General features: G+C 73.1%; 19 protein-coding genes. 3 read left to right on the forward strand and 16 right to left on the reverse strand.

The genetic code is table 11. The features are described from left to right. Positions 1-18 precede the first annotated feature (18 nt). From ACFZCD_RS27045 to ACFZCD_RS27080, 8 genes are all read right to left on the reverse strand, one after another. Positions 19-837, reverse strand: a complete 819-nt coding sequence (locus ACFZCD_RS27045; protein ID WP_391835211.1) for a TrmH family RNA methyltransferase — start codon at positions 835-837, stop codon at positions 19-21. Between the two features lie 52 nt (positions 838-889). Beyond that, positions 890-2,134 carry a uroporphyrinogen-III C-methyltransferase gene (gene cobA / locus ACFZCD_RS27050; protein WP_391835213.1) on the reverse strand — a complete coding sequence of 415 codons (1,245 nt, stop codon included), beginning with the start codon at positions 2,132-2,134 and terminating at the stop codon, positions 890-892. A 204-nt stretch (positions 2,135-2,338) separates the two neighbouring features. Continuing rightward, complete coding sequence (gene cobT / locus ACFZCD_RS27055) at positions 2,339-7,246, reverse strand: nicotinate-nucleotide--dimethylbenzimidazole phosphoribosyltransferase (protein WP_391835215.1); 4,908 nt, start codon at positions 7,244-7,246, stop codon at positions 2,339-2,341. A 219-nt stretch (positions 7,247-7,465) separates the two neighbouring features. Next, positions 7,466-8,716, reverse strand: a complete 1,251-nt coding sequence (gene cbiE, locus ACFZCD_RS27060) for a precorrin-6y C5,15-methyltransferase (decarboxylating) subunit CbiE (protein ID WP_391835217.1) — start codon at positions 8,714-8,716, stop codon at positions 7,466-7,468. 122 nt (positions 8,717-8,838) lie between these two features. Continuing rightward, positions 8,839-9,480, reverse strand: a complete 642-nt coding sequence (locus ACFZCD_RS27065) for a GNAT family N-acetyltransferase (RefSeq protein WP_391835219.1) — start codon at positions 9,478-9,480, stop codon at positions 8,839-8,841. Positions 9,481-9,654: 174 nt separating this feature from the next. After that, positions 9,655-10,530 (reverse strand): MetQ/NlpA family ABC transporter substrate-binding protein, encoded by an 876-nt coding sequence (locus ACFZCD_RS27070; protein ID WP_391835221.1) that lies wholly within the window; start codon positions 10,528-10,530, stop codon positions 9,655-9,657. A gap of 138 nt (positions 10,531-10,668) precedes the next feature. Further along, positions 10,669-11,466: a methionine ABC transporter permease gene (locus ACFZCD_RS27075; protein ID WP_391835223.1), complete on the reverse strand. Its 798-nt coding sequence runs from the start codon at positions 11,464-11,466 to the stop codon at positions 10,669-10,671. Then, a complete protein-coding gene (locus tag ACFZCD_RS27080; protein ID WP_391835225.1) occupies positions 11,463-12,569 on the reverse strand; it encodes a methionine ABC transporter ATP-binding protein in 1,107 nt (368 codons plus the stop codon). The genes ACFZCD_RS27075 and ACFZCD_RS27080 overlap by 4 nt, the downstream gene beginning before the upstream one ends. A gap of 569 nt (positions 12,570-13,138) precedes the next feature. Between ACFZCD_RS27080 and ACFZCD_RS27085 the strand changes: the two genes are divergently transcribed. Then, entirely contained in the window at positions 13,139-13,498 is a 360-nt protein-coding gene (locus ACFZCD_RS27085) for a hypothetical protein (protein ID WP_391835227.1), read from the forward strand. Further along, on the forward strand, positions 13,495-13,929 hold the full coding sequence (locus ACFZCD_RS27090) for a hypothetical protein (protein WP_391835641.1): 435 nt from the start codon (positions 13,495-13,497) through the stop codon (positions 13,927-13,929). Before ACFZCD_RS27085 ends, ACFZCD_RS27090 begins: the two co-directional genes overlap by 4 nt. On the opposite strand, the gene ACFZCD_RS27095 is transcribed toward ACFZCD_RS27090, so the two are convergent. The 3 genes from ACFZCD_RS27095 to ACFZCD_RS27105 all read right to left on the reverse strand — a co-directional run bounded on the left by ACFZCD_RS27095 (position 13,926) and on the right by ACFZCD_RS27105 (position 16,488). Next, positions 13,926-14,489: a GNAT family N-acetyltransferase gene (locus ACFZCD_RS27095; RefSeq protein ID WP_391835229.1), complete on the reverse strand. Its 564-nt coding sequence runs from the start codon at positions 14,487-14,489 to the stop codon at positions 13,926-13,928. The genes ACFZCD_RS27090 and ACFZCD_RS27095 overlap by 4 nt on opposite strands. 82 nt (positions 14,490-14,571) lie before the next feature. Further along, complete coding sequence (locus tag ACFZCD_RS27100) at positions 14,572-15,090, reverse strand: sigma-70 family RNA polymerase sigma factor (protein WP_391835231.1); 519 nt, start codon at positions 15,088-15,090, stop codon at positions 14,572-14,574. Positions 15,091-15,303: 213 nt separating this feature from the next. Beyond that, positions 15,304-16,488, reverse strand: coding sequence for a glycerophosphodiester phosphodiesterase (locus ACFZCD_RS27105; protein ID WP_391835233.1), 1,185 nt, complete (start codon positions 16,486-16,488; stop codon positions 15,304-15,306). Between the two features lie 232 nt (positions 16,489-16,720). Between ACFZCD_RS27105 and ACFZCD_RS27110 the strand changes: the two genes are divergently transcribed. Further along, positions 16,721-17,389 (forward strand): lysophospholipid acyltransferase family protein, encoded by a 669-nt coding sequence (locus ACFZCD_RS27110; RefSeq protein WP_391835235.1) that lies wholly within the window; start codon positions 16,721-16,723, stop codon positions 17,387-17,389. Between the two features lie 64 nt (positions 17,390-17,453). On the opposite strand, the gene ACFZCD_RS27115 is transcribed toward ACFZCD_RS27110, so the two are convergent. From ACFZCD_RS27115 to ACFZCD_RS27135, 5 genes are all read right to left on the reverse strand, one after another. After that, positions 17,454-18,284, reverse strand: coding sequence for an alpha/beta fold hydrolase (locus ACFZCD_RS27115; protein ID WP_391835237.1), 831 nt, complete (start codon positions 18,282-18,284; stop codon positions 17,454-17,456). A gap of 243 nt (positions 18,285-18,527) precedes the next feature. Continuing rightward, positions 18,528-20,078, reverse strand: a complete 1,551-nt coding sequence (locus ACFZCD_RS27120; protein ID WP_391835239.1) for an MFS transporter — start codon at positions 20,076-20,078, stop codon at positions 18,528-18,530. After that, positions 20,075-20,641, reverse strand: a complete 567-nt coding sequence (locus tag ACFZCD_RS27125; protein WP_391835241.1) for a TetR/AcrR family transcriptional regulator — start codon at positions 20,639-20,641, stop codon at positions 20,075-20,077. The genes ACFZCD_RS27120 and ACFZCD_RS27125 overlap by 4 nt, the downstream gene beginning before the upstream one ends. A 70-nt stretch (positions 20,642-20,711) precedes the next feature. After that, complete coding sequence (gene argH, locus ACFZCD_RS27130; RefSeq protein ID WP_391835243.1) at positions 20,712-22,142, reverse strand: argininosuccinate lyase; 1,431 nt, start codon at positions 22,140-22,142, stop codon at positions 20,712-20,714. Next, the gene (locus ACFZCD_RS27135) at positions 22,139-23,332 is read right to left on the reverse strand and encodes an argininosuccinate synthase (protein ID WP_391835245.1); all 1,194 of its coding nucleotides are present in this window, start codon (positions 23,330-23,332) and stop codon (positions 22,139-22,141) included. Before ACFZCD_RS27135 ends, argH begins: the two co-directional genes overlap by 4 nt. Positions 23,333-23,438 lie beyond the last annotated feature (106 nt).

Below are 23,438 nucleotides of genomic sequence, written 5' to 3' on the forward strand. Positions count from 1 at the left end.
TCCCCGGATTCCGCCGGGTCAGTCCTGCGGGCGGCCCGCCGTCACCGCGTAGAAGGACACGGCCGCCGCCGCGCCCACGTTGAGCGAGTCGATGCCGTGGGCCATGGGGATGCGCACCCATTCGTCGGCCGCCATCAGGGCGCGCGTGGACAAGCCCTCGCCCTCGGCGCCGAGCATCAGCGCGACGCGGTCCAGGCGGTGCGGCGCGGCCGCGTCGATGGACGTGGCCTTCTCGTCGGGGGTGAGGGCCAGGATCCGGAAGCCCGCCTCGCGCACGGTCTCCAGGTCGCGCGGCCAGGTCTCCAGGCGCGCGTAGGGCACGGAGAAGACGGCGCCCATGGAGACCTTGACCGAGCGCCGGTAGAGGGGGTCGGCGCAGTCCGGGGAGAGCAGGACCGCGTCCATGCCGAGGGCCGCCGCGCTGCGGAAGATGGCCCCGATGTTCGTGTGGTCGTTCACGGCCTCCATGACCGCGACGCGGCGCGTGGTCCGCAGCAGCTCGGCCGCGGTCGGGAGGGGCTTGCGCTGCATGGAGGCGAGGGCGCCGCGGTGCACGTGATAGCCCGTCACCCGTTCGGCGAGCTCGGGGCTCACGGCGTAGACGGGGGCGGGCCCCTCCTCGATGACGTCGCGCATCACGTCGACCCACTTGGCGGACAGCAGCATCGAACGCATCTCGTACCCGGCGTGGCGGGCGCGCCGGATGACCTTCTCGCCCTCGGCGATGAAGAGTCCTTCGGCGGGTTCGCGGCGGCGGCGCAGCTCGACGTCGGTCAGACCGGTGTAGTCGTGCAGGCGCGGGTCGGCGGGGTCGTCGATGGTGATGATGTCGGCCATGGTGTCCGGTCCTCGGTACGGGTGCTCGGTCGCGGGGCGTTGCGGTGGGACGTCAGCGGCCGGTGCCGGTGCCGACCGTCACGACGTCGCCGATGACGATGACCGCGGGGGGCCGTATGCCTTCGGCCTTGACGCGCTCGCCGACGGTGGCGAGGGTCGCGTCGACGCGCCGCTGGGCGGCGGTGGTGCCCTCCTGCACGACGGCGACGGGGGTGCCGGCGGGCCGGCCGTGGCGGACGAGGGTCCCGGCGATGGCCGCGATGTTCTCGACGGACATCAGCAGGACGAGCGTGCCGCGGAGCCGGGCGACGGCCTCCCAGTCGACCAGGGAGCGCGGGTCGTCGGGGGCGACGTGGCCGCTGACGACGGTGAACTCGTGGGCGACGCCGCGGTGGGTGACGGGGATGCCGGCGGCGCCGGGGACGCTGATGGTGCTGGAGATGCCGGGGACGACGGTGCAGGGGATGCCGTGCTCGGCGAGCGCCTGGGCCTCCTCCATGCCGCGGCCGAAGACGTAGGGGTCGCCGCCCTTGAGGCGCACGACGGACTTGCCGGCGCGGGCGTGCTCGATCAGGGCGTTGTTGATGGCTTCCTGGGCCATGGCGCGGCCGTACGGGATCTTCGCGGCGTCGATGACCTCGACGTGCGGGGGGAGCTCGTCGAGGAGGTCGCGCGGGCCGAGGCGGTCGGCGATGACGACGTCGGCCTGGGAGAGGAGGCGGCGGCCGCGCACGGTGATGAGGTCGGGGTCGCCGGGGCCGCCGCCGACGAGGGCGACGTGGCCCGCGGCGGGGTGGGTGCGGAAGTGCGGGGCGGTCAGGGAACCGTCGCGCAGGCCCTCGACGATGGCGTCGCGGACGGCGGCGGAGCGGCGGGGGTCGCGGCCGGTGAGGACGGCGACGGTCACGCCTTCGCTGCGGCCCGTGGCGGGCGTCCAGGCGGACGCGGCGTCCGCGTCGTCGCTGCGCACGGCCCACACGCGGCGGGCCTCGGCCTCGGCGGAGGCGGCCCGGTTGGCGTCGGGGTCGTCGGTGGAGATCAGGGCGTACCAGGCGCCGTCGAGGTCGCCGTCGGCGTAGCGGCGGCGCTCCCAGCGCACCTCTCCGGCCTCGGCCATGGCCTCGACGGAGGGGGTGGCGGACGGGGAGATCAGCAGGACGTCGGCGCCGGCGGCGATCAGGGCGGGGAGCCGGCGCTGGGCGACCTGGCCGCCGCCGAGCACGACGACGCGGCGGCCGGCGAGGCGCAGTCCGACGGGGTAAGCGGCCGTGTCCGCGTGCGCGGCGTGCGAAACCATGGGATGCGGTCTCCTCGTGCGAAGTGCATGCCGCTGCGGCGCCGGAGCGGCTGATCAGGGACACCTTATGGGGCCGGGTGCCTTCGGGGCATGCGCGGGCCCGCGGCCGGTGCGGGCCGGGTGGTGACGCGGCGGTCGCCGGGCGGGCTCTCTTCGGGCCCGCCCGGCGACCGGGGGCGTTCTCGGGGCTGTCTCCCCGCCGGGTCAGCTCTTCTCGGTGACGCCGGCCGCGTCGAACGTGGCGACCTCGTGCATCGCCCGCGCGGCGCTCTGGACGACGGGCAGCGCCAGCAGCGCGCCCGTGCCCTCGCCCAGACGGAGGTCCAGGTCGACCAGGGGGCGCAGGCCCAGCTTCGTCAGGGCGGCGACGTGGCCCGGTTCGGCGCTGCGGTGGCCGGCGATGCAGGCCGCGAGCGCCTCGGGGGCGATCGCCCGGGCCACGAGGGCGGCCGCACCGGCACTCACGCCGTCCAGGATCACCGGCGTGCGCAGCGATGCGCCGCCGAGGATCAGGCCGACGAGGGCCGCGTGCTCCAGGCCGCCGATCGCGGCGAGGACGCCGATGGGGTCCTTCGGGTCCGGCTGGTGGAGTTCGAGCGCGCGCCGGACGACATCGATCTTCCGGGCGTGCATCTCGTCGTTGATGCCGGTGCCGCGGCCGGTGATCTCGGCCGGGTCGGCGCCGGTGAAGACGGAGATGAGGGCGGCCGACACGGTGGTGTTGGCGATGCCCATCTCGCCGGTCAGCAGCGCCTTGTTGCCGGCCGCGACCAGGTCACGGGCGGTTTCGATGCCCACCTCCAGGGCGTGCATCGCCTCCTCGCGGGACATGGCGGGGCCCGCGGTGAAGTCGTCCGTGCCGGGCCGGATCTTGCGCGGCAGGAGGCCGGGGGTGCTGGGCAGGTCGCCCGCGACGCCGACGTCCACGACGCAGATCTCGGCGCCGACCTGGTTGGCGAAGGCGTTGCACACGGCCCCGCCACCCAGGAAGTTGGCGACCATCTGCGAGGTGACCTCCTGCGGCCACGCCGTGACGCCCTGGGCGTGCACGCCGTGGTCGCCCGCGAAGATCGCGACGGCGGCGGGCTCGGGGATCGGCGGCGGGCACTTGCGCGACAGGCCGCACAGCTGCGCGGAGATGATCTCCAGCATGCCGAGCGCGCCGGACGGCTTCGTCATCCGCTTCTGCCGCTCCCAGGCCTCGCCGAGCGCCTTGGCGTCGAGCGGGCGGATGCCGCGGAGCGTCTCGGCGAGCAGGTCGTGCGGCTCCTCGCCGGGCAGGGCGCGGCGCCCGTACTCCTCCTCGTGGACGACCCACGACAGCGGGCGGCGCTTGGACCAGCCGGCCTGCATCAGCTCGGGCTCGTCCGGGAACTCGTCGACGTACCCGACGCACAGGTAGGCGACGACCTCCAGGTGCTCGGGCAGGCCGAGGGCGCGGACCATCTCGCGCTCGTCGAAGAAGCTGACCCAGCCGACGCCGAGGCCCTCGGCGCGGGCGGCGAGCCACAGGTTCTCCACGGCGAGCGCGGAGGAGTACGGCGCCATCTGCGGCTGGGTGTGCCGGCCGAGGGTGTGGCGGCCGCCGCGGGTGGGGTCGGCGGTGACGACGATGTTGACGGGCGTCTCGAGGATCGCCTCGATCTTCAGTTCCTTGAACTGCTTGGCCCGGCCCTTCGGCAGCGACTTCGCGTACGCGTCGCGCTGGCGCTGGGCCAGCTCGTGCATGGCCTGCCGGGTCTCCGCGGAGCGGATGACGACGAAGTCCCAGGGCTGGGAGTGCCCGACGCTCGGGGCGGTGTGCGCGGCCTCCAGGACGCGCAGCAGCACCTCGTGCGGGATGGGGTCCGTACGGAAGCCGTTGCGGATGTCGCGCCGCTCCCGCATGACCCGGTGGACGGCCTCGCGCTCGGCGTCGCCGTAGCCGGTGGCGGCGGGGACGGGCTCGGCCGCGGGCTCCGCTGCCGGCTCCGCTGCGCGGGGCGCGGGGACGACGACGGGGTCGGTGGCGGCTTCGGCTGCGCCCGCGGTGACGGCCTGCTCGGCCGGAACGGCCGGTTCGTCCGGGGCCTGCTGGGGAGCGGGGATGCGGACTTCGGCGACGGGCTGGGCGCCGGCGCCGTCGGCTGCTGCTGCCGGGTCGGGCAGGTCGGCTGCGGCCTGCGCGGGCTGCAGCGTCTGCGAATTGCTGTCGGCCGCCGGGGTCTGTGCTGCGGCCGCGGTCTCGGGTGCCTGTGGTTCGGAGATGGTGGCCTGCTCGGGCTGCGGTACGCCGGGGGCGTGCGGGGCGGACGGGTTGTCGGCAGTGGCGTCGGCACTGACGGCCTGCGGGGCCTCCGGGCCGGGCGCCGGGGCGATGACGGATTCCTGCGGGCTGCCGGCCGACGGGGCGTCAGCGGACTGCCCGGCCTCGGGAGCGGCAGGGTCAGCGGCCTGCTCGGCCGGCGGGGTGCCGACCGGAGCGGCCGGGACGGGCAGCTCGACCGGCGGAACGGCGTCGGCCTCGGCAGCGGGCTCGGCACCGGCGTCGGTGGGGGCCACTGCCTGCGGGGCATCGGCCGGAGCGTCGGCGGCGGGCTGCACGGCCTGCGGGGCGTCAGCCGGAGCGGCCGGGGCGGGCTGTTCAGCCTGCGGAGCATCGACCGAAGCCTCCACGGCCGGCTGCGCGGCCTGCGGAACGGCATCGGCAGCGGGCTCGGCAGCGGCGTCGGTGGGGCCCGTTGCCTGCGAGGCGTCGGCCGGAGCGTCGGCGGGGGGCTGTACGGCTTGCGGGGCGCCGTCGGCGGCGACCTCGGCGGGCTGCGCGGTCTGCGGGGCGTCGACCGGTACCTCCACGGCAGGCTGCGCGGCCTGCGCGGCGTCGGCTGAAGCGTCGGCGGCGGGCTGTACGGCCTGCGGAACGGCGTCGGCAGCGACCTCAGCAGGCTGTACGACCTGCGGGGCGTCAGCCGGAGCGGCCGGGGCGGGCTGTTCAGCCTGCGGAGCATCGGCCGAAGCATCCGCCGCGGGCTGCGCGACCTGCGGGGCATCGGCCGAAGCGTCCACGGCCGGCTGCTCCGCTTGCGGAACGGCGTCGGCAGCGAGCTCGGCGGTCTGCGGGGCGTCGACCGGTACCTCCACGGCAGGCTGCGCGACCTGCGGGGCAACGGCCGAAGCGTCCACAGCAGGCTGCACGGCCTGCGGGACGTCAGCCGGAGCACCCACGGCGGGCTGCTCAGCCTGCGGAACAGCGTCGGCAGCGGCCTCGGTGGACTGCACCGCCTCCGGGGCGTCGGCCGGAGTCTCTGCGGCAGGCTGTACGGCCTGCGGAGCGGCGTCGGCAGCGACCTCAGCGGTCTGCGCGGCCTGCGGGACGTCAGCCGGAGCATCCACCGCGGGCTGTTCAGCCTGCGGAACAGCATCGGCAGCGACCTCGGTGGCCTGCACGGCCTGCGGGACGTCGACCGGGACCTCCACCGCAGGCTGTACGACCTGCGGAGCGGCCTCGGCAGCGGCCTCAGCGGGCTGCGCGGCCTGCGGGGCGTCAGCCGGAGCGTCCACGGCGGGCTGCACGGCCTGCGGGGCCTCGACCGGAGCCTCTACCGCAGGCTGTACGGCCTCGGCAGCGGGCTCGGTGCCGGCCTCAGCGGGCTGCACGGCCTGCGGGGCATCCGCAGAGGCGTCCCCTACTACGGGTACTACGGGCGCGGCGTCGGCGGAAGCCGCGGCATGCGAAGCGGCAGCCTCGGCACCGGGGTCCACGGGCTGACCGTCCTGCGGAGCGGCCACGGCGTCGGGAGCGGCTACCGGCCCCTCCTGCGGAGCCGACGGCTCGGCAGCAACGGGGGCGGCGGGCTGCGGCTCGGCGTGCGGGGCAACGGCCGTAGCGTCGGCGGCGACGGGAGCAGCAACCTGCGTATCGGCCTCGGCCGGAGCGGCGTCGGCTGCAGGGTCTGCAGGCTGACCGTCCTCGGGAGCGGCCGCGAACTCCGCACCGGCGGCAACAGGAACCTGCGCCTCGGGCTGCGGCACCGCAGCGGCATCGCCTGCCATCTGGACAGCGGGGTCCGTGACCTGCGCGGCCTCCGCACCGACAGCGGCAACGGCGTCGGCAACAGGGGCTGCGGGCTGCCCCTCCTGCGTAACGGCCACGCCATCCGGCACGACCTGGGCCGCAGCCTCGGCAGCGGCATCCGCCGGCTGACCGGCCTGCGGGGCAGCTACGCCGCCCGGCACGGCCTCCGCGTCGGCGGTAGGAGCGACCTGCGGCTCGGCGTGCGGAGCAGCGGCGGCATCAACGGCGGCCGCAGCCTCCGCAACCGCCTCCTGGCCACCGGGCTGCCCGGTCTCCCCGGTCGTCTCCGGAGCCGGCGCAGCCGCACCCGCAGTCGCCGGAACCTGGATCTGCCCGGTCGCCGCGGCGACCACCGCGTCGATGGCGGAGAGCCCGGTCGACGTCGCACCGGCCGGGGGTGCCGGGTGGCCGGCGGGGTCGGCCGGGACGGTTGACGGCGCGTCACCGGCGGGGGCGGCCGGGGCCGCTGCCTGGGACGGTACGAAGGCCGTCGCGGCCGGCGGCTGCGGCTGGGCGTCCCAGGTGCCCGGCTGCTGCTGCGGCACCTCGCCGAGGCGCGGCGCCTGCTGAGGGCCCGTCTCGTCCGCGGTGCCGTCGAGGTATTCGGGCCCCGGTACGGGCGCGGCCGGCGGGACGGGCGGGCGGACGGCGGGGGCCGGGGCGGCGGGGCCGCGGTCGGCGAGGGAGCGGACGACTCCGCTGGTGGGGTCCGGGACGGGCGGGCCCATGTGCAGGGGGCGGCGCGGGGCCGCGGGAGCGGCGGGGGGCAGGCGGACGTCGCCGTAGTCGACGGAGCCGGTGTCGCGCCCGCCGCTCTCGTGCGTGCCGCCCTGGACGGCGGGCTGTTCCATCCAGGCGCCCTGGGCGCCCGGCATGAGCAGGAGGTCGTCCTCGTCGGCGCCGTCCGCCTCGGTGACGTCCCCGTGGTCGAGGAACGTGAACGCGGCCGGGGCACCGGGGTCGGCAGGGGCTGCGGCGTCCGCGGGGAACGGATGGCCGGGCAGCGCGCCTGCGTTCTCCGGCTGTCCCTCGCCCGGGAACTGGCCGGTGTCGGTCATGCGTACCCCTCGCCCATCGGTAGTGCTCCTTCCAACCGCTCACGCCCATAGTCAAGAACGAGCGTCCGTGCCTCGCGGCACGTTGTACGTCGCCCGCCCCTACCTTGCCGTGCTCCCGCCAAAAGGAGGGTGCGTTCGGGACATTGACGACTGTGGTGTCGGACACCGAGGGGGCGGTACAACGATCCGCCAGCCTACCCCGCGCCCGGCGCGGCGGGGTCACAGGTGGGTGCGGCGTCCGCTCAGCAGGAAGGCGACGGACCGTTCGCGCTCGGACCAGGCGACGGGGTCGAGCCCGACGGCCTGGAGGAGCGTGCATTCGACGCCGTAGCCGCCCTCGGCGAGGGCGCGGCCGACGGCTTCGGCCTCGTCGCGGGTGGCGGCGTGGGCGACGATGCGCTCGGGGCGGCGGGCGGCGCAGGCGGCGACGACGGCGGGGCCCCCGCCGCCGACGCGGACGACGTCGGGTTCGGGGAGGTCCTCCAGGACCTGGGGGGCGGATCCGTGGACGACCTGGAGCTGGACGCCGTAGCGGCGGGCGACGGCCATGGCGCGGGCGCAGGCGTCGGGGTCGCGGTCGACGGCGATGACGGCTGCGCCGAAGCGGGCGGCCTCGACGGCGGCGGCGCCGCTGCCGGAGCCGATGTCCCAGACGAGGTCGCCGACGCGGGGGCCGAGGCGGGCGAGTTGGGCGGCGCGCAGTTCGGTGGCCTCGCCCTCGCCGAGGTCGCTGCCGTAGGCGTCGGCGGGGAGGGCCCAGCCGCGGACGGCCGGGGGGTAGCCGGGGTCGCGGCCGGCGATCCAGCCGCCGCCGGCGCGGGGCCGGGTGGCGCCCCAGCCGGGGACGGCGGCGGGCCCGGTGGTGCCGCTGCCGCCGATGACGATGACGACGTTGGGGTCGCGCCAGTGGTGGTCGGGGGCCTTGTCGGAGGTGAGGACGGTGACCTGTTCGCGCTCGGTGCCGAGTTCCTCGCAGATGACGAAGGTGCGGTGGACGTCGCCGAGGAGGAGGGCGAGTTCGGCGGGGCCGGCGCCGGGCGAGGTGAGGACGGCGACCTTGGGGTGGGCGCGGCAGACGTTGACGGCGCGGCGCAGGTCGCGGCTGTGGGCGACGACGACCTGGGCGTCGTCCCAGGGCATGCCGGCGCGGGCGAAGGCGGCGGCGACGGCGGAGACGGCGGGCACGACTTCGACTTCGAGGCCGTGCTGGGGGGCGCGCAGGGTGCGGACGACGCCGAAGAAGCCGGGGTCGCCGTCGGCGAGGACCACGGCGGAGCCGCGGTGGCCGGCGATGCGGCGGGCGGCGAGGTCGACGCTGCCGAGGCGGACGCGTTCGGCGGCGGGCGGGATCTCGGGCAGTGCCAGGTGGTGGGCCGCGCCGGCCACGAGGGTGGCGGCGGCCAGGGCGGAGCGGGCCGCGTCCGTGAGTGGTGAGCCGTCCCACCCGATCACCGTGACCCGGTCGGCCATCGTCGTCATTCTCCTGGGCTTGTTCTGCGGGTCCGGGGTTCCGGGTGGTTCTTGCCGTGTCGGGCAGGGCGAGCGTACCCCGTGCTGGTCCGGACCTTCCGGCTCCGGTTGCCGGGGCGGCGCTACGACCAGTCGCGGAAGGCCGCGGCGTACCCGGGGTCGCCCACGGGCTGTTCGCGCATTTCGTCGAGGTCCTCGGGGAGGAGGCTCCAGATGATGAGGTCGGAGCGGACCTCGGTCCACCCGCCGTCCCGGGTGCGGCCGCGTCCTATCCAGGCGTTGCGCAGCACTCCTTCGCTGATGCAGCCGATCTTCTGCGCGACCTGCTGGGAGGCGGTGTTGTCGGCTGCGGTGCGCAGCTCCAGGCGCTCGAACTTCTGGTCCCGGAAGAGCCACTCGGCGACGGCGAGGACGGATTCGCAGGCGTAGCCCTCGCCGCGGGCCCAGGGGGCGACGACGTAGCCGGCCTCGGCGGAGAGGGCGCGCCAGTCGATGTGGTGGAGGTGGACGCAGCCGACGAGGCGGTGGGTGAGGAACTCGGTGACCGCAAAGACGATTCCGCGCCCGGAGGTGCGCTCGGCGGGGGCCTCGCGCAGGGCCCAGTCACGGGCGTGGGCGGTGGTGTAGGGGTGCGGTACGGAGGTCCATGCGGTGACGAGTTCGTCGCTCATCATCTCCGCGAGCGCGGGCACGTCCTGGGCCTCGAACGGGCGCAGCACCAGCCGGTCCGTACTGATGGAGATGTCCGGGAAGGTGGATGTCATGTGCTGCTCCAACGCCGGGGAGATGGGCTCGGGACGGGGCGGTCCGGGCTTGAGTGCACCAGCATGCAGCATCGATGCGTGCGTGCGCCAAGCGCGTAGGCCCCGCGCACGTCGTCGCGTGCGCGGGGCCTGGGGCCACAGGGGCGGTTGTGGTGCCGGAAGGGGCTGCCGGGGTCAGCCCTTCACTGCGCCGAAGGCGGGGAGGACGGCACCGTTGCTGAACTTCTGCTCGATGAACTTCTTCACCTCGTCGGAGTTGAGGAGCTTGGCGAGCTTCTGGACGCGCGGGTCGGACTCGTTGCCCTTCTTCACGGCGAGGAAGTTGGCGTAGGGGTTGCCGTCGGCCTTCTCCAGGGCGATGGCGTCCTTGGCCGGGTTGAGCTTGTGGCCGATGGCGAAGTTGCCGTTGATGACGGCGGCGTCGACGTCGGCGAGGCGGGTGGGGATCTGGGCGGCCTCGAGCTCGGTGAACTTGATGCCCTTGTCGTCCTTGATGTCCGAGAGCTTGGCGGCGGCGCCGACGCCGTCCTTGAGGACGATGACGCCGTTGTCGGCCAGCAGCTTCAGGGCGCGGCCCTCGTTGGTGGCGTCGTTGGGCACGGCGACGGTGGCGCCGCTGCCGAGGTCGCCGGCCTTCTTTACCTTTTCGGAGTACAGCCCGAGCGGCTCGATCTCGACGTTGACGACGGGGACGATGTCCGTCTTGTTCTTCTTGTTGAAGTCGTCGAGGTACGGCTTGTGCTGGAAGAAGTTGGCGTCGACCTCGCCGTTCTGCGTGGCGGTGTTGGGGAGCACGTAGTCGTTGAACTCCTTCACCTCCAGCTTCAGGCCGGCCTTCTCCGCGAGGTGGTCGCGGACGAAGTTGAGGATGTCGCCGTGCGGGGTCGGGCTGGCGGCGACGACGAGCTTGGCGGCCGGGTCGGCGTCCTTGCCCTTCTTCGACGAGCTGCCGGACGAGGAGGTGTCGGACGGAGCGCTGCACGCGCTCAGGCCGAGGGTGAGTGCGGCGGCGGCCGCGACTGCGGCGGTGAGCTTGACGGTGGTACGCACGAAGAGTGCCCCTCTTTCTGGTTTTCCTGGGTTCACGAGGTGTTGCGCCCGGCAAAGGGTCCGGGCTCGTGGATCTGCGGTGAGGGGCAAAGAGCCCCTCGGCCAGGCCTGATCAGCTCCGATCAGGAAGTCTTGCGTTCAGGAGGCCCGGTCGGCCTCCGGTGCCCCCGCCTGGGCGGGGACGGTCGCCGCGGGCTGTGCCCCGGACCGGTCGGCGGGCTTCGCCGCGGGTGCGGAGGCCCACAGGCGGCGCAGCCCCGCGGGGGCCGCCTGCCGCCCGCCGCGCCGGGCGAGGGTCCGTACGGCGAGGTCTCCGGCGAGCTGGACGGCGGTGACGATGACGATGAGCAGCACGATGGTGATGTTCATCAGGCCGGTCTCGGACCGCTGGTAGCCGTAGACGATGGCGAGGTTGCCGAGGCCGCCGCCGCCGACCGCGCCGGCCATCGCGGAGTAGCCGATGAGGGCGATGACGGTGGTGGTCAGGCCCGCGATGACGGAGGGCAGGGCCTGCGGGAGCAGCACCTTGAAGATCACGGTCCAGGTGCCGCCGCCCATGGACTGGACGGCTTCGACGAGGCCGTGGTCGACCTCGCGGAGCGCGGTCTCCACCAGCCGGGCGAAGAACGGGATCGCGCCGATGGCCAGGGCCACGACGGCGGCGCTCGGCCCGATGGAGGTGCCGACCACGAAGCGGCTGAAGGGGATCAGCCAGACCATGAGGACGATGAAGGGCAGCGAGCGGCCGAGGTTGACGACCACGCCGACGGCCTTGTTGACCACGGTGTTCTGCAGCAGGCCGCCGCGGTCGGTGAGGACCAGCAGGATGCCCAGCGGCAGGCCGCCGAGGATGGTGTAGACGGTGGACCACCACACCATGAAGAGGGTGTCCAGACACGCGTTCTGCAGCAGGGGCTGCATCTCGGCCCAGGTCACTTGGCACCATCCTTCAGGAGCGCGCCGGCCGGAGCCGGGGACTTCACGTCGGCGACGTCCACCTGGAGGCCCTGCTCGCGCAGGAAGCCGATCGGGACGACGTTCTCCTCGAAGCGGCCGGGCAGCTCGATGCGCATCCGGCCGATCTGCTTGCCGCAGACGGTGTCCATCGCGGCGCCCAGGATCGAGATGTCGATGTTGTACGTGCGGGAGAGCTGGGAGATGACCGGCTGGGTCGCGGCGTCGCCGTGGAAGGTGACGTCCACGACGGTGCGATCCGGGCCGGAGGCCTCGCCGCCGACGGGGAACAGCTCGGCCGCGAGCTCGGAGCCGGGGGTGGCGAGGAGTTCGGAGACGGTGCCGGACTCCACGACGCGGCCGCCCTTCATCAGGGCCGCGGAGTCGCAGATCGTCTTGACGACCTCCATCTCGTGGGTGATGAGGAGGACGGTCAGGCCGAGCTGCTGGTTGAGGTCGCGCAGCAGCTGGAGGATGGAGCGGGTGGTCTCCGGGTCGAGCGCGGAGGTCGACTCGTCGGAGAGCAGCACCTTGGGGTCGCCGGCGAGGGCGCGGGCGATGCCCACCCGCTGCTTCTGGCCGCCGGAGAGCTGGCCGGGGTAGGCCTTGGCCTTGTCGGCGAGGCCGACGAGGTCGAGGAGTTCGAGGGCCTTGCGCTCGCGCTCCTTGCCGGAGACGCCGAGGATCTCCAGCGGCAGCTCGATGTTGGACTGCACGGTCCGCGAGGAGAGCAGGTTGAAGTGCTGGAAGACCATGCCGATGCGGCTGCGCGCCTTCCGCAGCTCGGCACCGGCGCGGTTGCCGCGCCCGGCGAGGGCGGTGAGGTCCTGTCCCGCCACGGTGACCGTGCCGGAGCTGGGGCGCTCCAGGAGGTTGACGCAGCGGATGAGGGTCGACTTGCCGGCGCCGCTCTGACCGACGACGCCGTACACCTCGCCCTCCCGGACGTGGAGGTCGACGCCGTCGAGGGCGGTGACCTCGCGGCCGCGTGAGCGGTAGACCTTTGTCAGGCCCGTAGTGGTGATCACAGGGGTTTCCGTCACTGTCGAGTGCGCGGCGGTGAGGAGGCCGGCACGGGCATTCATTGCGGAGCGCGGCATAGGGTGCCCCGGCGGGCGCGAGCGGGGTCGCGGCTTCGGGGAGTCCTGGTGACGCGGGGCGGAGCTTTCCGGTCCGGTCCGGTGGGACGCGGGACGGGCTCTACGGGTCTCGCTTCGGGGCGCGAGGCACGGAACGGGGGCCCTCAGCGGTCACACATTCGACACATGCGGCGAGCAGCGCCGGGCGTCGTCATCGCCTCGGTCGCAAAGGTGCGGCTGCTCGTCGTGGTCATGCGGGAAAGTAAAACAGACGGATGTGCGAGTCGGCCAAGGCTGTCCGAATAGCGGACGCGAGTGGCCGGTCCGTGGACAGCGCACGCACCTTCCCGGCGATCTCCCAGCCGTCCGGCAATCGCCGGTGACCTGCACGGACGTACCCGCCGGGCCGCGCGGAAGACCCCTCGGGCCGGCCCCCGCCCCCGCCCCCTGTGGTCAAGGCCACGGGCCGGCGGCGCCCGGCGCGGGGCCGAGCGCGGTGCGGACGGGGCGGGCCATTAAAGTCGTCCCATGCTTGTCCAGCCCCATCCGCACGCCCCGGCAGCGCGGCGGCCACGGTGATCGACGCCCTGACGCTCGTGGTCGGCCTGGCCGCCCTCGCGCTGGCCGCCTGGTGCGGTTTCGCCTTCTCCCGCGACCAGTCCACCAAGGACTGGCACTTCATCGGCATGGCCGTGGTGACCGTCCTCGCGGTCGCCCAGCTCGTCATCGGCGTGGTGCGGCTGGCCGGCGGCGACAAGCCCGAGCAGGGCACCGCCATCTTCCTGGCCTACCTCATCGGCTCGGCCGCGGCCGTTCCCGCCGCGGGCTTCATGTCGCTCGCGGAGCGGACCCGCTGGGGCTCGGCCACCGTCGCGGCCGGCGGCATCATCCTCGCCGTGCTCGAAGTGCGGCTCTACGACATCTGGGGAGGCTGACCGTGACCGAACCGACTGCCCCCGCCAAGCCGGGCTTCAACCTCGGCGAAGGGCCGGGCCGGCTGCTGGTGTGGCTCTACGGGGTCTTCACCGTCGCCGCCGCCTCCCGCTCGATCGTCCAGATGATCCTGGACTTCGGCCGGGCCCCGCTCGCCTACGTGCTGTCGGCCGTCGCCGCGGCGGTGTACGCCTTCATCACGTACTCCCTGGTCCGCGGCGGCCCGGCGGCCCGCAGGGCAGCCCTCGTGTGCTGCGCCGCGGAGCTGGCCGGCGTCCTCGTCGTCGGCACGTGGACGCTCGTCGCGCCGTCCGCCTTCCCCGACGCCACGGTCTGGTCGGACTACGGCATGGGCTACCTCTTCATCCCGGTCATCCTGCCGGTGACCGCGATGGTGTGGCTGCGCCGCGCGGCACAGCCACGGACCGCCTAGCGGCTCGCCGCGAGCTCCGCGCCGGCGACGCCCCCACGCGCACCGGACGCCGCTTCCTGCTGTGCGTCGTCCTGTGCGTCCTCGTGCCGTACGTCCTTCTCCATCGTCACCAGCGTCAGCTTGCGCGTGACCTGCTCGGTGGCGACCTGCGCGTACCCCCACTTGCGGTAGAGGCGCAGGTTCCCCTCGTTGCGGTGGCCGGTGGCGAGCCGGAAGCGGGTCGCGCCGTCCGCCGCCAGCCGGGCCTCGACCGCGGCCAGCAGCCGCCCGCCCAGGCCGTGCCGCTGCATCCGGGGGTGCACGATCATCCCGGAGATCACGGCCGTGCCCCCGGGCCCGGTTGCGCCGCGCACCGCGCCCACGACCTCGTCCCCGAGCCGCGCCACCAGGACGCAGCCCGCGCCCAGTTCGGCACGGAGCTCGGCGAGCGTCTGGGTGAGCGGCGCGATGGAGTAGTCGCCGTAGAGCTCGGCCTCGCCCTGATAGCAGAGGTACTGGAGTTTGAGGATCTGCTCGGCGTCGAGATCGGTCGCCGCAGAGATGGTCACGCTCATGCCCATGTGCCCACGCCTCCCCTTTTCGGTTCGGTCCGCCCTGACAGGAGCCGTCGCGGGTGCACGTCGCCTCCGTGGCGCCGGTTGTCTATCGCTCCTTTCCCCAGGGTTCAGGAGCCGCAACCTCCGCCGTCAGCATTCTGCGCAGGCATCCCAGGCAACGGGAACGTACGGGCCCCAAAGATCCTTGTGACATTCCCAACTCGCCTGCGATTTCCCGGTAGGTCGGGTCCTTGCGGGAGAGCAGGGCGGCCAGCAGCCGGGGGCAGCGGCCGGGCAGCCGGCGCACGGCGGCGCGCAGCACACGGCCCTCCTCGGCGGCGAGCACCTGCTGTTCGACGCCGCCGTCGTGGCCGCCCGGCGGCTCGGCGCGGGTGGGGTCGTAGAGCACCTCGCGCCGCGCGCGGCGGCGTGCGGCGCGGGCCTCGGCCCTGACGGTCGCCCGCAGCCGGGCGGCGGAGACGATGGTGCGGCCGTCGCTGAGCAGCCGCACCCAGACGCCCTGTTCGAGGTCGGCGGCGTCGGTCCCGGCGACCGCGGCCGCCTCGGCGGCGCACTCCGCCTTGAGCAGGGGGCTCAGCCGGATCAGGAGATCGCTCTGCGTCATGCGTGGCGGGACGTGGGGCCGGGTCGCGCCGGTTGCCCCTCGGGGGCGTTATCACCCGTCCGGGTGTACGGCGTGGGGTGGCACCGGCACCGCCGATCACCGCTCCGGTGGTCGCTCGCCGTTGCGGCGGCAACGGATTTCTGCGCAGCAGAATCGTTTTCCGCCGCAACGGCGGGACGCCCCACGGACGTGCCCGGCGGTGCCTGACGGGCCTCAGCCCTTCAGGAACGCGTCCCGCGCCAGCACAGCCGTGTCGCAGTTGTCCGAGAATATGCCGTCGATCCCCGTCGCGAAGTACGTCTTGAACGCCGCGAGCGCGTCACCGTACGCGTTGGGGTCGGTGCCGCGCCGGAAGTCCGCCGGCAGGAAGCTGTTCTCGTTGCGCATGGTGTACGGGTGCAGGATCAGCCCCGCGGCGTGCGCGTCGCGGACCAGCGTCGTCGGCTTGGTCAGCTTGTCGTTCTTGTCCCGCGGGATGATCAGGTTCACCCACGGGCCGATGCCCTGGGCGAAGCCGGAGACCCACTTCAGGCCCTCGGGCGTGATGAGGTCGGCGACCTTCCGCGGGTCCTTCGCCTCGGTGAAGTCCCACGGCTGCGTCGTGAGGTCGTCCAGCAGCAGCACCTTGGGGCAGTCGATGCCCAGCCGGCCCAGCCGCTGCAGGCTGCTCGGCTCGAAGGACTGCAGGAAGGTGTAACCGTTGCGGCCCGAGCGGTTGTAGCGGCGCAGCAGCTTGGCCAGCCGCTCCTCCAGGCCGAGGCCGGCCTTGCGGAAGTAGGTGGGGTGCTTGGTCTCGACGTGCAGCCAGATGCGCCGGCCGCGCTTGCGGCCCTGCTCGTCGGCCCACTTCAGGACCTCTTCGAAGGTGGGCACCTGCCAGACGCCGTCGTAGAGGGTGTTGTGCTGGCGGTTGCCGGGAATGCGCTCCTTGGCGCGCAGCGTCTTCAGCTCGGCGAGCGTGAAGTCCTCGGTGAACCAGCCGGTGTGGGCCTCGCCGTCGACGGTCTTCGTCGTCTTGCGGGAGGCGAACTCCGGGCGGGAGGCGACGTCGGTGGTGGCGGTGATGTCGTTCTCGTGCCGGCACACGAGGTGCCCGTCCTTGGTGGGGACGACGTCCTGCTCGATGACGTCCGCGCCGTTGTCGAGGGCGAACTGGTAGGAGCCGAAGGTGTGCTCGGGGCGGTAGCCGCACGCGCCCCGGTGGCCGATGACCGTCGGCACCGGCAGGTCCTTGTACGAGCCGCCGGACCCGCCGTGCCCGTGCCCGTACTCCGTGGCCTGCCCGCGCTGCGCGGCCGCCGCCGTGCCCGCTCCGCCGCCGAGGACGACCGCCCCCGCGCCGAGGGCCGCGGCGGCCCCCAGAACGGTGCGCCTGCCCGGCCGCTGCTCCTGGTCCATGAACGCTCCTTGCTTGCGGGTCCCGGCGCCGGTCCGGCACCTGTCGGACGCCGCAGATCGTAAACACGTACGACTTCTGTCTGTGAAGACGGAAGTCAAACGGCGTGCAAACTCATGTCAACACTCCGTATTGCGTCCCGCTACCCGGGGTGCGCGGGTCCCATACCGGCGAGTATGGTCACTCTCCTGCGCAGGCATGCGCCGCACCGACCATCACGACCGGAGGGCTCCGTTGTCCCGCATCTTGCTCAAGGCGTTCCTCGGATTGCTCATGCGCGTCCTGTACCGCCCCGAGGTGGAGGGCGCGGAGAACATCCCCGGCAGCGGGCCGGTCATCCTGGCGGGCAGCCACGTGACGTTCGTCGACTCGCTGTTCCTCGCGCTGGTGGTCAAGCGGCAGGTGTTCTTCATCGGCAAGGACGAGTACGTCACGGGCAAGGGGGTCAAGGGCCGGCTCATGGCCTGGTTCTTCCGCAGCTCCGGCATGATCCCGGTGGACCGTGACGGCGGCCGCGGCGGTGTCGCGGCGCTGATGACCGGCCGCCGGGTCCTGGACGAGGGCAAGGTCTTCGGGATCTACCCCGAGGGCACCCGCTCCCCCGACGGCCGCCTCTACCGCGGCCGCACCGGCATCGCCCGCCTCGCGCTGATGACGGGCGCGCCGGTGGTGCCGTTCGCCATGGTCGGCATGGACAAGGTCCAGCCGGGCGGCAAGGGCATGCTGCACCTCGCGCCGGTCACCGTGCGCTTCGGCGAGCCGCTGGACTTCTCCCGCTACGAGGGCATGGACCGCGACCGCTACATCCTGCGCGCCGTCACCGACGAGGTGATGAGCGAGGTCATGAGCCTGTCGGGCCAGGAGTACGTGGACGTCTACGCGACCAAGGCCAAGGCTGCCTGACACTGCGTCAGCCGCCTGCCGCACGAGGGCGTGAGGGTCCGTACGCTCCCGGCCCGGCTGCCGGCTAGCCCCGGCCGATGCACTGGGGGTGGAAGGCCGGGTCGGCCGGACCCTTGCGCCCCAGCGCGTTGAGGACCCACTGGGCGACGACCGGGTCCTTGGTGGCCTGGTCGTGCATGAAGGGGTCGAACTTGCACTTGTCCTGCAGCACGACGTTGGTGACGCGTTCGGCCGGGCCGTTCAGCAGGGCGCTGGTGTAGGGGATGACGACCTCGTCGTAGCGCGTGGAGACGACGGTGTAGTCGGGCCCGGCGGGTGCTTCCTCCCCCGCGTTGAGCTTCTGCAGGAAGGACGAGCCCCATCGCTGGTCCTCGCAGGACGGGCAGAACGTCGCGCCGGCCGCGATGGCCAGCGGGTTCTTCGTCCCGTGGTTGGACGGGACGATGCCGACCAGGTCGTCGACCTTGTCCGCGCCGCCCAGGAACTTCACGTAGTACCGCGGCATCATGCCGCCCTGGCTGTGGCCGACGATGTCGACCTTCTTCGCGCCCGTGGCGCCCCGCACGGCCTCCACGAAGTCACGCAGCTCCTCGGCCGCCTTCGGGATCTGGACGGTCTCCATGCTGCCGTAGTTGAAGGCGAAGACGCAGTAGCCCGCCTCCTTCAGCTTCGGCGAGAGCGCGGCCCAGTTCTCGCCCATGAGCTTGAAGGTGCCGTTGACCAGCACGACCGGCTCGGGGTGCGCCGAATCCGGCTTGCAGGACCAGTCGTTGGCCCCCTTCGGCGGGATGTCGAGGACGGAGGCCGAGGCCGGGGAGGCGGCGAGACCCGTGAGGCCCAGGGCCGCGGTGGCCGCGGCGGCGAGCAGGAGTCTGACCGTTCTGCGCAGACGCATGGGGGGTGTCCTTTGGCAACGGGACGGCGGAGAACCACCGTCGGAACCGAACCACGTTCGACAATGTCGACCAGTGGTCGAGATCGTTGCCTGCGCATAAGCATTGCGTCAAGGGAAATTGTTTCCGGCATATGTCACACGGGCCGGGGCTTGCCGCCCCGGCCCGTGTGCGCTTTGCTCATGTGAGCCGCACCCGGCTCACCCCGGCGAGCGCGGTGCCGCTTGCCGTACCCGCGCGGCGGTTCAGCCGCCGTACCCCTCCTCCAGCCTCTGGCCGCGGAGCAGGAACCACGCGGCGACCGCCGTCGCCAGCAGCACGACCGCGCCCACGCCGGAGGCGATCTGCAGCCCGTCGACGAAGGCCTCCTGCGCGGAAGCGAGCAGGTCGGCGCCCTGGGCGGGCGGCAGGGCCGCGGACGACTCCGCGGCGCCGCCGAGGGACTCGCGGGCCTCGGCGGCCGCCGCGGAGGGCACGCCCGCGGGGACGGCGAAGTCCCGGTAGACGCCGGTGACGATCGAGCCGAGCAGGGCGATGCCCAGCGCGGCACCCAGTTCGTACGCCGTCTCGGACACCGCGGAGGCGGCGCCCGCCTGCTCCTTGGGGACGCTGGAGAGGATCACGTCGGCCGTGACGGTGAAGGAGAAGCCCGCGCCCACGCCCACGACCAGCAGGACGGCGCCCAGCACCGGGTAGGACGTGTCGGTCTTCAGCCAGACGAGCACGGCGAGGGCGACGCCGATCGCGCCGAGCCCGCCGGCCACCACCGAGCGCACCGAGAACCGCCGGGCGGCCCGTCCCGCGAGGAGTCCCGCCGTGACCGCGCCGACCGCCGCCGGAAGCTCGGCCAGCCCCGCCTCCAGCGGGCTGCGCCCCTGGACGAGCTGGAGGAACTGCGACAGGAAGAAGACCATGCCGGACAGGCCGAGCACGGTCAGCAGGTCGGCCAGCACCGCACCGGAGAAGCCCCTGCCGTGGAAGAGGCGCATGTCCAGCAACGGCGAGGACAGCGTGAGCTGCCGGCGCACGAACCACACCAGCGCCGGCACGCCGACGGCGGCCGCCGCGGCGACCTCCCAGCGGAGCCCGTGCGCCGCGCCCTCCTTGATCGCGTAGACGACGGCGATGACACCGGTCATGGACAGCACCACGCTGAGCAGGTCCCAGGGGCCGGGCGACGGGTCGCGCGACTCCGGCAGCAGCTTGATGCCGACGAGCACCAGCACCGCCATCACCGGCAGGTTGATCAGGAAGACCGACCCCCACCAGAAGTGGCCCAGCAGGAAGCCGCCCACGACCGGGCCCACGGCGGCGCCCGCCGAGGCCATGGCACCCCAGATGCCGATCGCCAGGCTGCGCTCCTTGGGGTCGTGGAAGATGTTGCGGATGAGGGCGAGCGTGGACGGCATCAGCGTCGCGCCCGCGACGCCCAGCAGCGCCCGGGCGGCGATCATCATCTCGGGGCTGGTGGCGTAGGCGTTCAGCACCGACACCGCGCCGAAGGCCACGGCGCCGGTCAGCAGGAGCTTCTTGCGCCCGATGCGGTCGCCGAGGCTGCCCATGGAGACCAGGAGACCGGCGATGACGAACGAGTAGACGTCGCCGATCCACAGCAGCTGGGTGCCCGACGGGCGCAGGTCCTCGCTGAGGAAGGGCGTGGCGAGGCCGAGGACGGTCGCGTCGACGGCGACGAGGAGCACGGCCAAGGCGAGGACGGCGAGCGCGAGCCAGCGTCCGGGGCGGGGCGTCTCGGCGGGGGCTTCCGCGGTCAGCGGCCCGCCGGTGGTTCCGGTCACTGTTTCATCCTCCGTTCGCTCTCCGTCCTTCGCTCGGCGCCGCCGAGGAGCAGTTCGGCGACCATGCGGGGCATGTCCTTGGCGGCCAGGCGCCGGTCCTGGACGGCCCAGGCGCCGGTGCCGATCAGGCCGTAGAGGGCCTCGGTGAGCCAGGCGGGTGTGAGGTCGAGCCGGAAGGAGCCCTCTTCCTGGCCGCGGCGGAAGAGCTCCTGGACGCGGGTGTCGAGCCGGTTCCAGCCCTCGTTGGTGCCGTTCTCGTAGAGCTGGTTCTCGGTGAAGAGGAAGGCGAGCATGCCGGCGACGGGCTCGGCCTCGGCGATCAGGCGGCGGACGGCGCCGGCCGCGTCGCCCTGCTCGATGCGGGCTGCGTCCAGGGCCTTCCCGAACTGCTCGATGCCCAGCTCCTCCAGCGCGCGGACGAGCGCGTCGCGCCCTGCGAAGTGGCGGTGGAGGGTGGCACGGCCGATGCCCGCGGCCTTGGCGATCTCGTCCATGGAGGCGGTCGCCTTGCGGGTGAGCAGGGCTGCGGCCTCCCTCAGCACATGGTCCCGGTCAACACTCATGAGACGACGATAACCCGAATGAGACGCTGGTGTCTCATTCGGGTGATCGTTGTCTCAGGACCGCGGCAGATCAGCCGCGCTTGGCCTCCGCCCACTCCCGCTGGACCGCGAGATCGGCCTTGACCTCGCCGAGCTGGACCGCGACCGCGGACGGCGCGGTGCCGCCCCGCCCGCTGCGCGAGGCGAGCGCGCCGGGCACGTTCAGCACCGAGCGGACCTCGGGCGTCAGGTGCGGCGAGATGGCGGCGAACTGCTCGTCGGTCAGCCCGTCGAGCTCGATGCCGCGCGCCTCGCACTCCTTGACGCACTCCCCCGCCACCTCGTGCGCCACGCGGAACGGCACGCCCTGCTTGACGAGCCACTCGGCGATGTCGGTGGCGAGCGAGAAACCGGCCGGGGCCAGCTCCTCCATCCGGGCCCGGTTGACCGTGAGGGTGGCCATCATCCCGGTGAAGGCCGGGAGGAGGACCTCCAGCTGGTCGCAGGAGTCGAAGACCGGCTCCTTGTCCTCCTGCAGGTCGCGGTTGTACGCGAGCGGCAGGGCCTTGAGCGTGGCGAGCAGCCCGGTGAGGTTGCCGATGAGCCGGCCGGACTTGCCGCGCGCCAGCTCGGCGATGTCCGGGTTCTTCTTCTGCGGCATGATCGAGGAGCCGGTCGAGAAGGCGTCGTGGAGGGTCACGAAGGAGAACTCCTTCGTGTTCCAGATGATGACCTCCTCGGCGATCCGCGACAGGTCGACGCCGATCATCGCCGTGATGAAGGCGAACTCGGCGACGAAGTCCCGCGAGGCCGTCCCGTCGATGGAGTTGCCCGCCGAGCCGCGCTCGAAGCCGAGGTCGGCGGCGACCGCCTCCGGGTCCAGCCCGAGGGAGGAGCCGGCGAGCGCGCCCGAGCCGTACGGCGAGACCGCCGTGCGCTCGTCCCACTGCCGCAGCCGCTCCGCGTCCCGCGACAGCGCCTGGACGTGCGCGAGCACGTGGTGGGCGAAGAGGACGGGCTGGGCGTGCTGCAGGTGCGTGCGCCCCGGCATGGCGACGTCCGGGTGGGCCTCGGCGAGGCCGATCAGCGCTTCCTGGAGGTCGGCGATCAGCCCGCCGATGATCCGGGCGTGGTCGCGCAGGTACATCCGGAAGAGCGTGGCGACCTGGTCGTTGCGGGACCGGCCGGCGCGCAGCTTGCCGCCGAGGTCGGGGCCGAGCCGCTCCAGCAGGCCCCGTTCGAGCGCGGTGTGCACGTCCTCGTCGGCGATGGTGCCGGTGAAGGTGCCGGCGGCGACGTCGGCCTCCAGCAGCCCGAGGCCCTCGGTCATCCGCTTCAGCTCGTCGTCGTCGAGCAGCCCGGCCTTGTGGAGCACACGGGCGTGGGCGCGGGAGCCGGCGATGTCGTAGGGGGCGAGCCGCCAGTCGAAGTGGACCGAGGCGGACAGCTTGGCCAGCGCTTCGGCGGGGCCGTCGGCGAAGCGGCCGCCCCAGAGCCGGACGTCCTGCGGGGCCGCGGTCACGCGAGGTCCCGCTTGGCGGCGATCTTCGAGGACAGGCCGAAGATCTCGATGAAGCCCTTCGACATGGACTGGTCGAACGTGTCGCCCGTGTCGTACGTGGCCAGGTTGAAGTCGTAGAGCGACTTCTCGGACTTCCGGCCCGTGACGACGGCCCGGCCGCCGTGCAGGGTCATCCGGATGTCACCGGAGACGTGCTCGTTGGCCTCGGCGATGAAGCCGTCCAGGGCCCGCTTGAGCGGGGAGAACCACAGGCCGTCGTAGACCAGCTCGGTCCACCGCTGCTCGACCTGCCGCTTGTACCGGGCGAGCTCGCGCTCGACGGTGACGGCCTCCAGCTCCTGGTGGGCGGTGATCAACGCGATCGCGCCGGGCGCCTCGTAGATCTCCCGGGACTTGATGCCGACGAGCCGGTCCTCGACCATGTCGAGCCGGCCGACGCCCTGCGCGCCCGCCCGCTCGTTGAGCTGCTGGATGGCCTGCAGCACGCTGACGGGCTTGCCGTCGATCGCGACCGGGACGCCCTGCTCGAAGGTGATGATCACCTCGTCCGCCTCGCGCGGGGTGGCCGGGTTGGCCGTGTAGTCGTAGACGTCCTCGACCGGGGCGTTCCAGATGTCCTCCAGGAAGCCGGTCTCGACGGCCCGGCCGAAGACGTTCTGGTCGATGGAGTACGGGGACTTCTTGGTGGTGGCGATCGGCAGGCCCTTGGCCTCGCAGAAGGCGATGGCCTTGTCCCGCGTCATGGCGTAGTCCCGGACGGGGGCGATGCACTTCAGCTCGGGGGCGAGCGAGGAGATGCCGGCCTCGAACCGCACCTGGTCGTTGCCCTTGCCGGTGCAGCCGTGGGCGACGGTGGTCGCGCCGTGCTTCTTCGCGGCGGCGACGAGGTGCTTGACGATCGTGGGCCGGGAGAGGGCGGAGACCAGCGGGTACCGGTCCATGTAGAGGGCGTTGGCCTTGATCGCCGGGAGGCAGTACTCCTCGGCGAACTCGTCCTTGGCGTCGGCGACCTCCGCCTCCACCGCACCGCAGGCGAGCGCGCGCTTGCGGATGACGTCCAGGTCCTCGCCGCCCTGGCCGACGTCCACGGCAACGGCGATGACCTCGGCGCCCGTCTCCTCGGCGATCCAGCCGATGGCGACGGAGGTGTCCAGGCCGCCGGAGTAGGCGAGTACGACGCGCTCGGTCACGGGTTTCTCCTTACGATGCATACGCTGATGGGTATAAGTATGCACTCCACTGTATGTTTCGTCAATGAGCTTCGCCGGTCGCTTTGCGTGTCGGTGCGGTCACGCG

Source organism: Streptomyces sp. NPDC008001 (assembly GCF_042958085.1).
GTDB lineage: Bacteria > Actinomycetota > Actinomycetes > Streptomycetales > Streptomycetaceae > Streptomyces.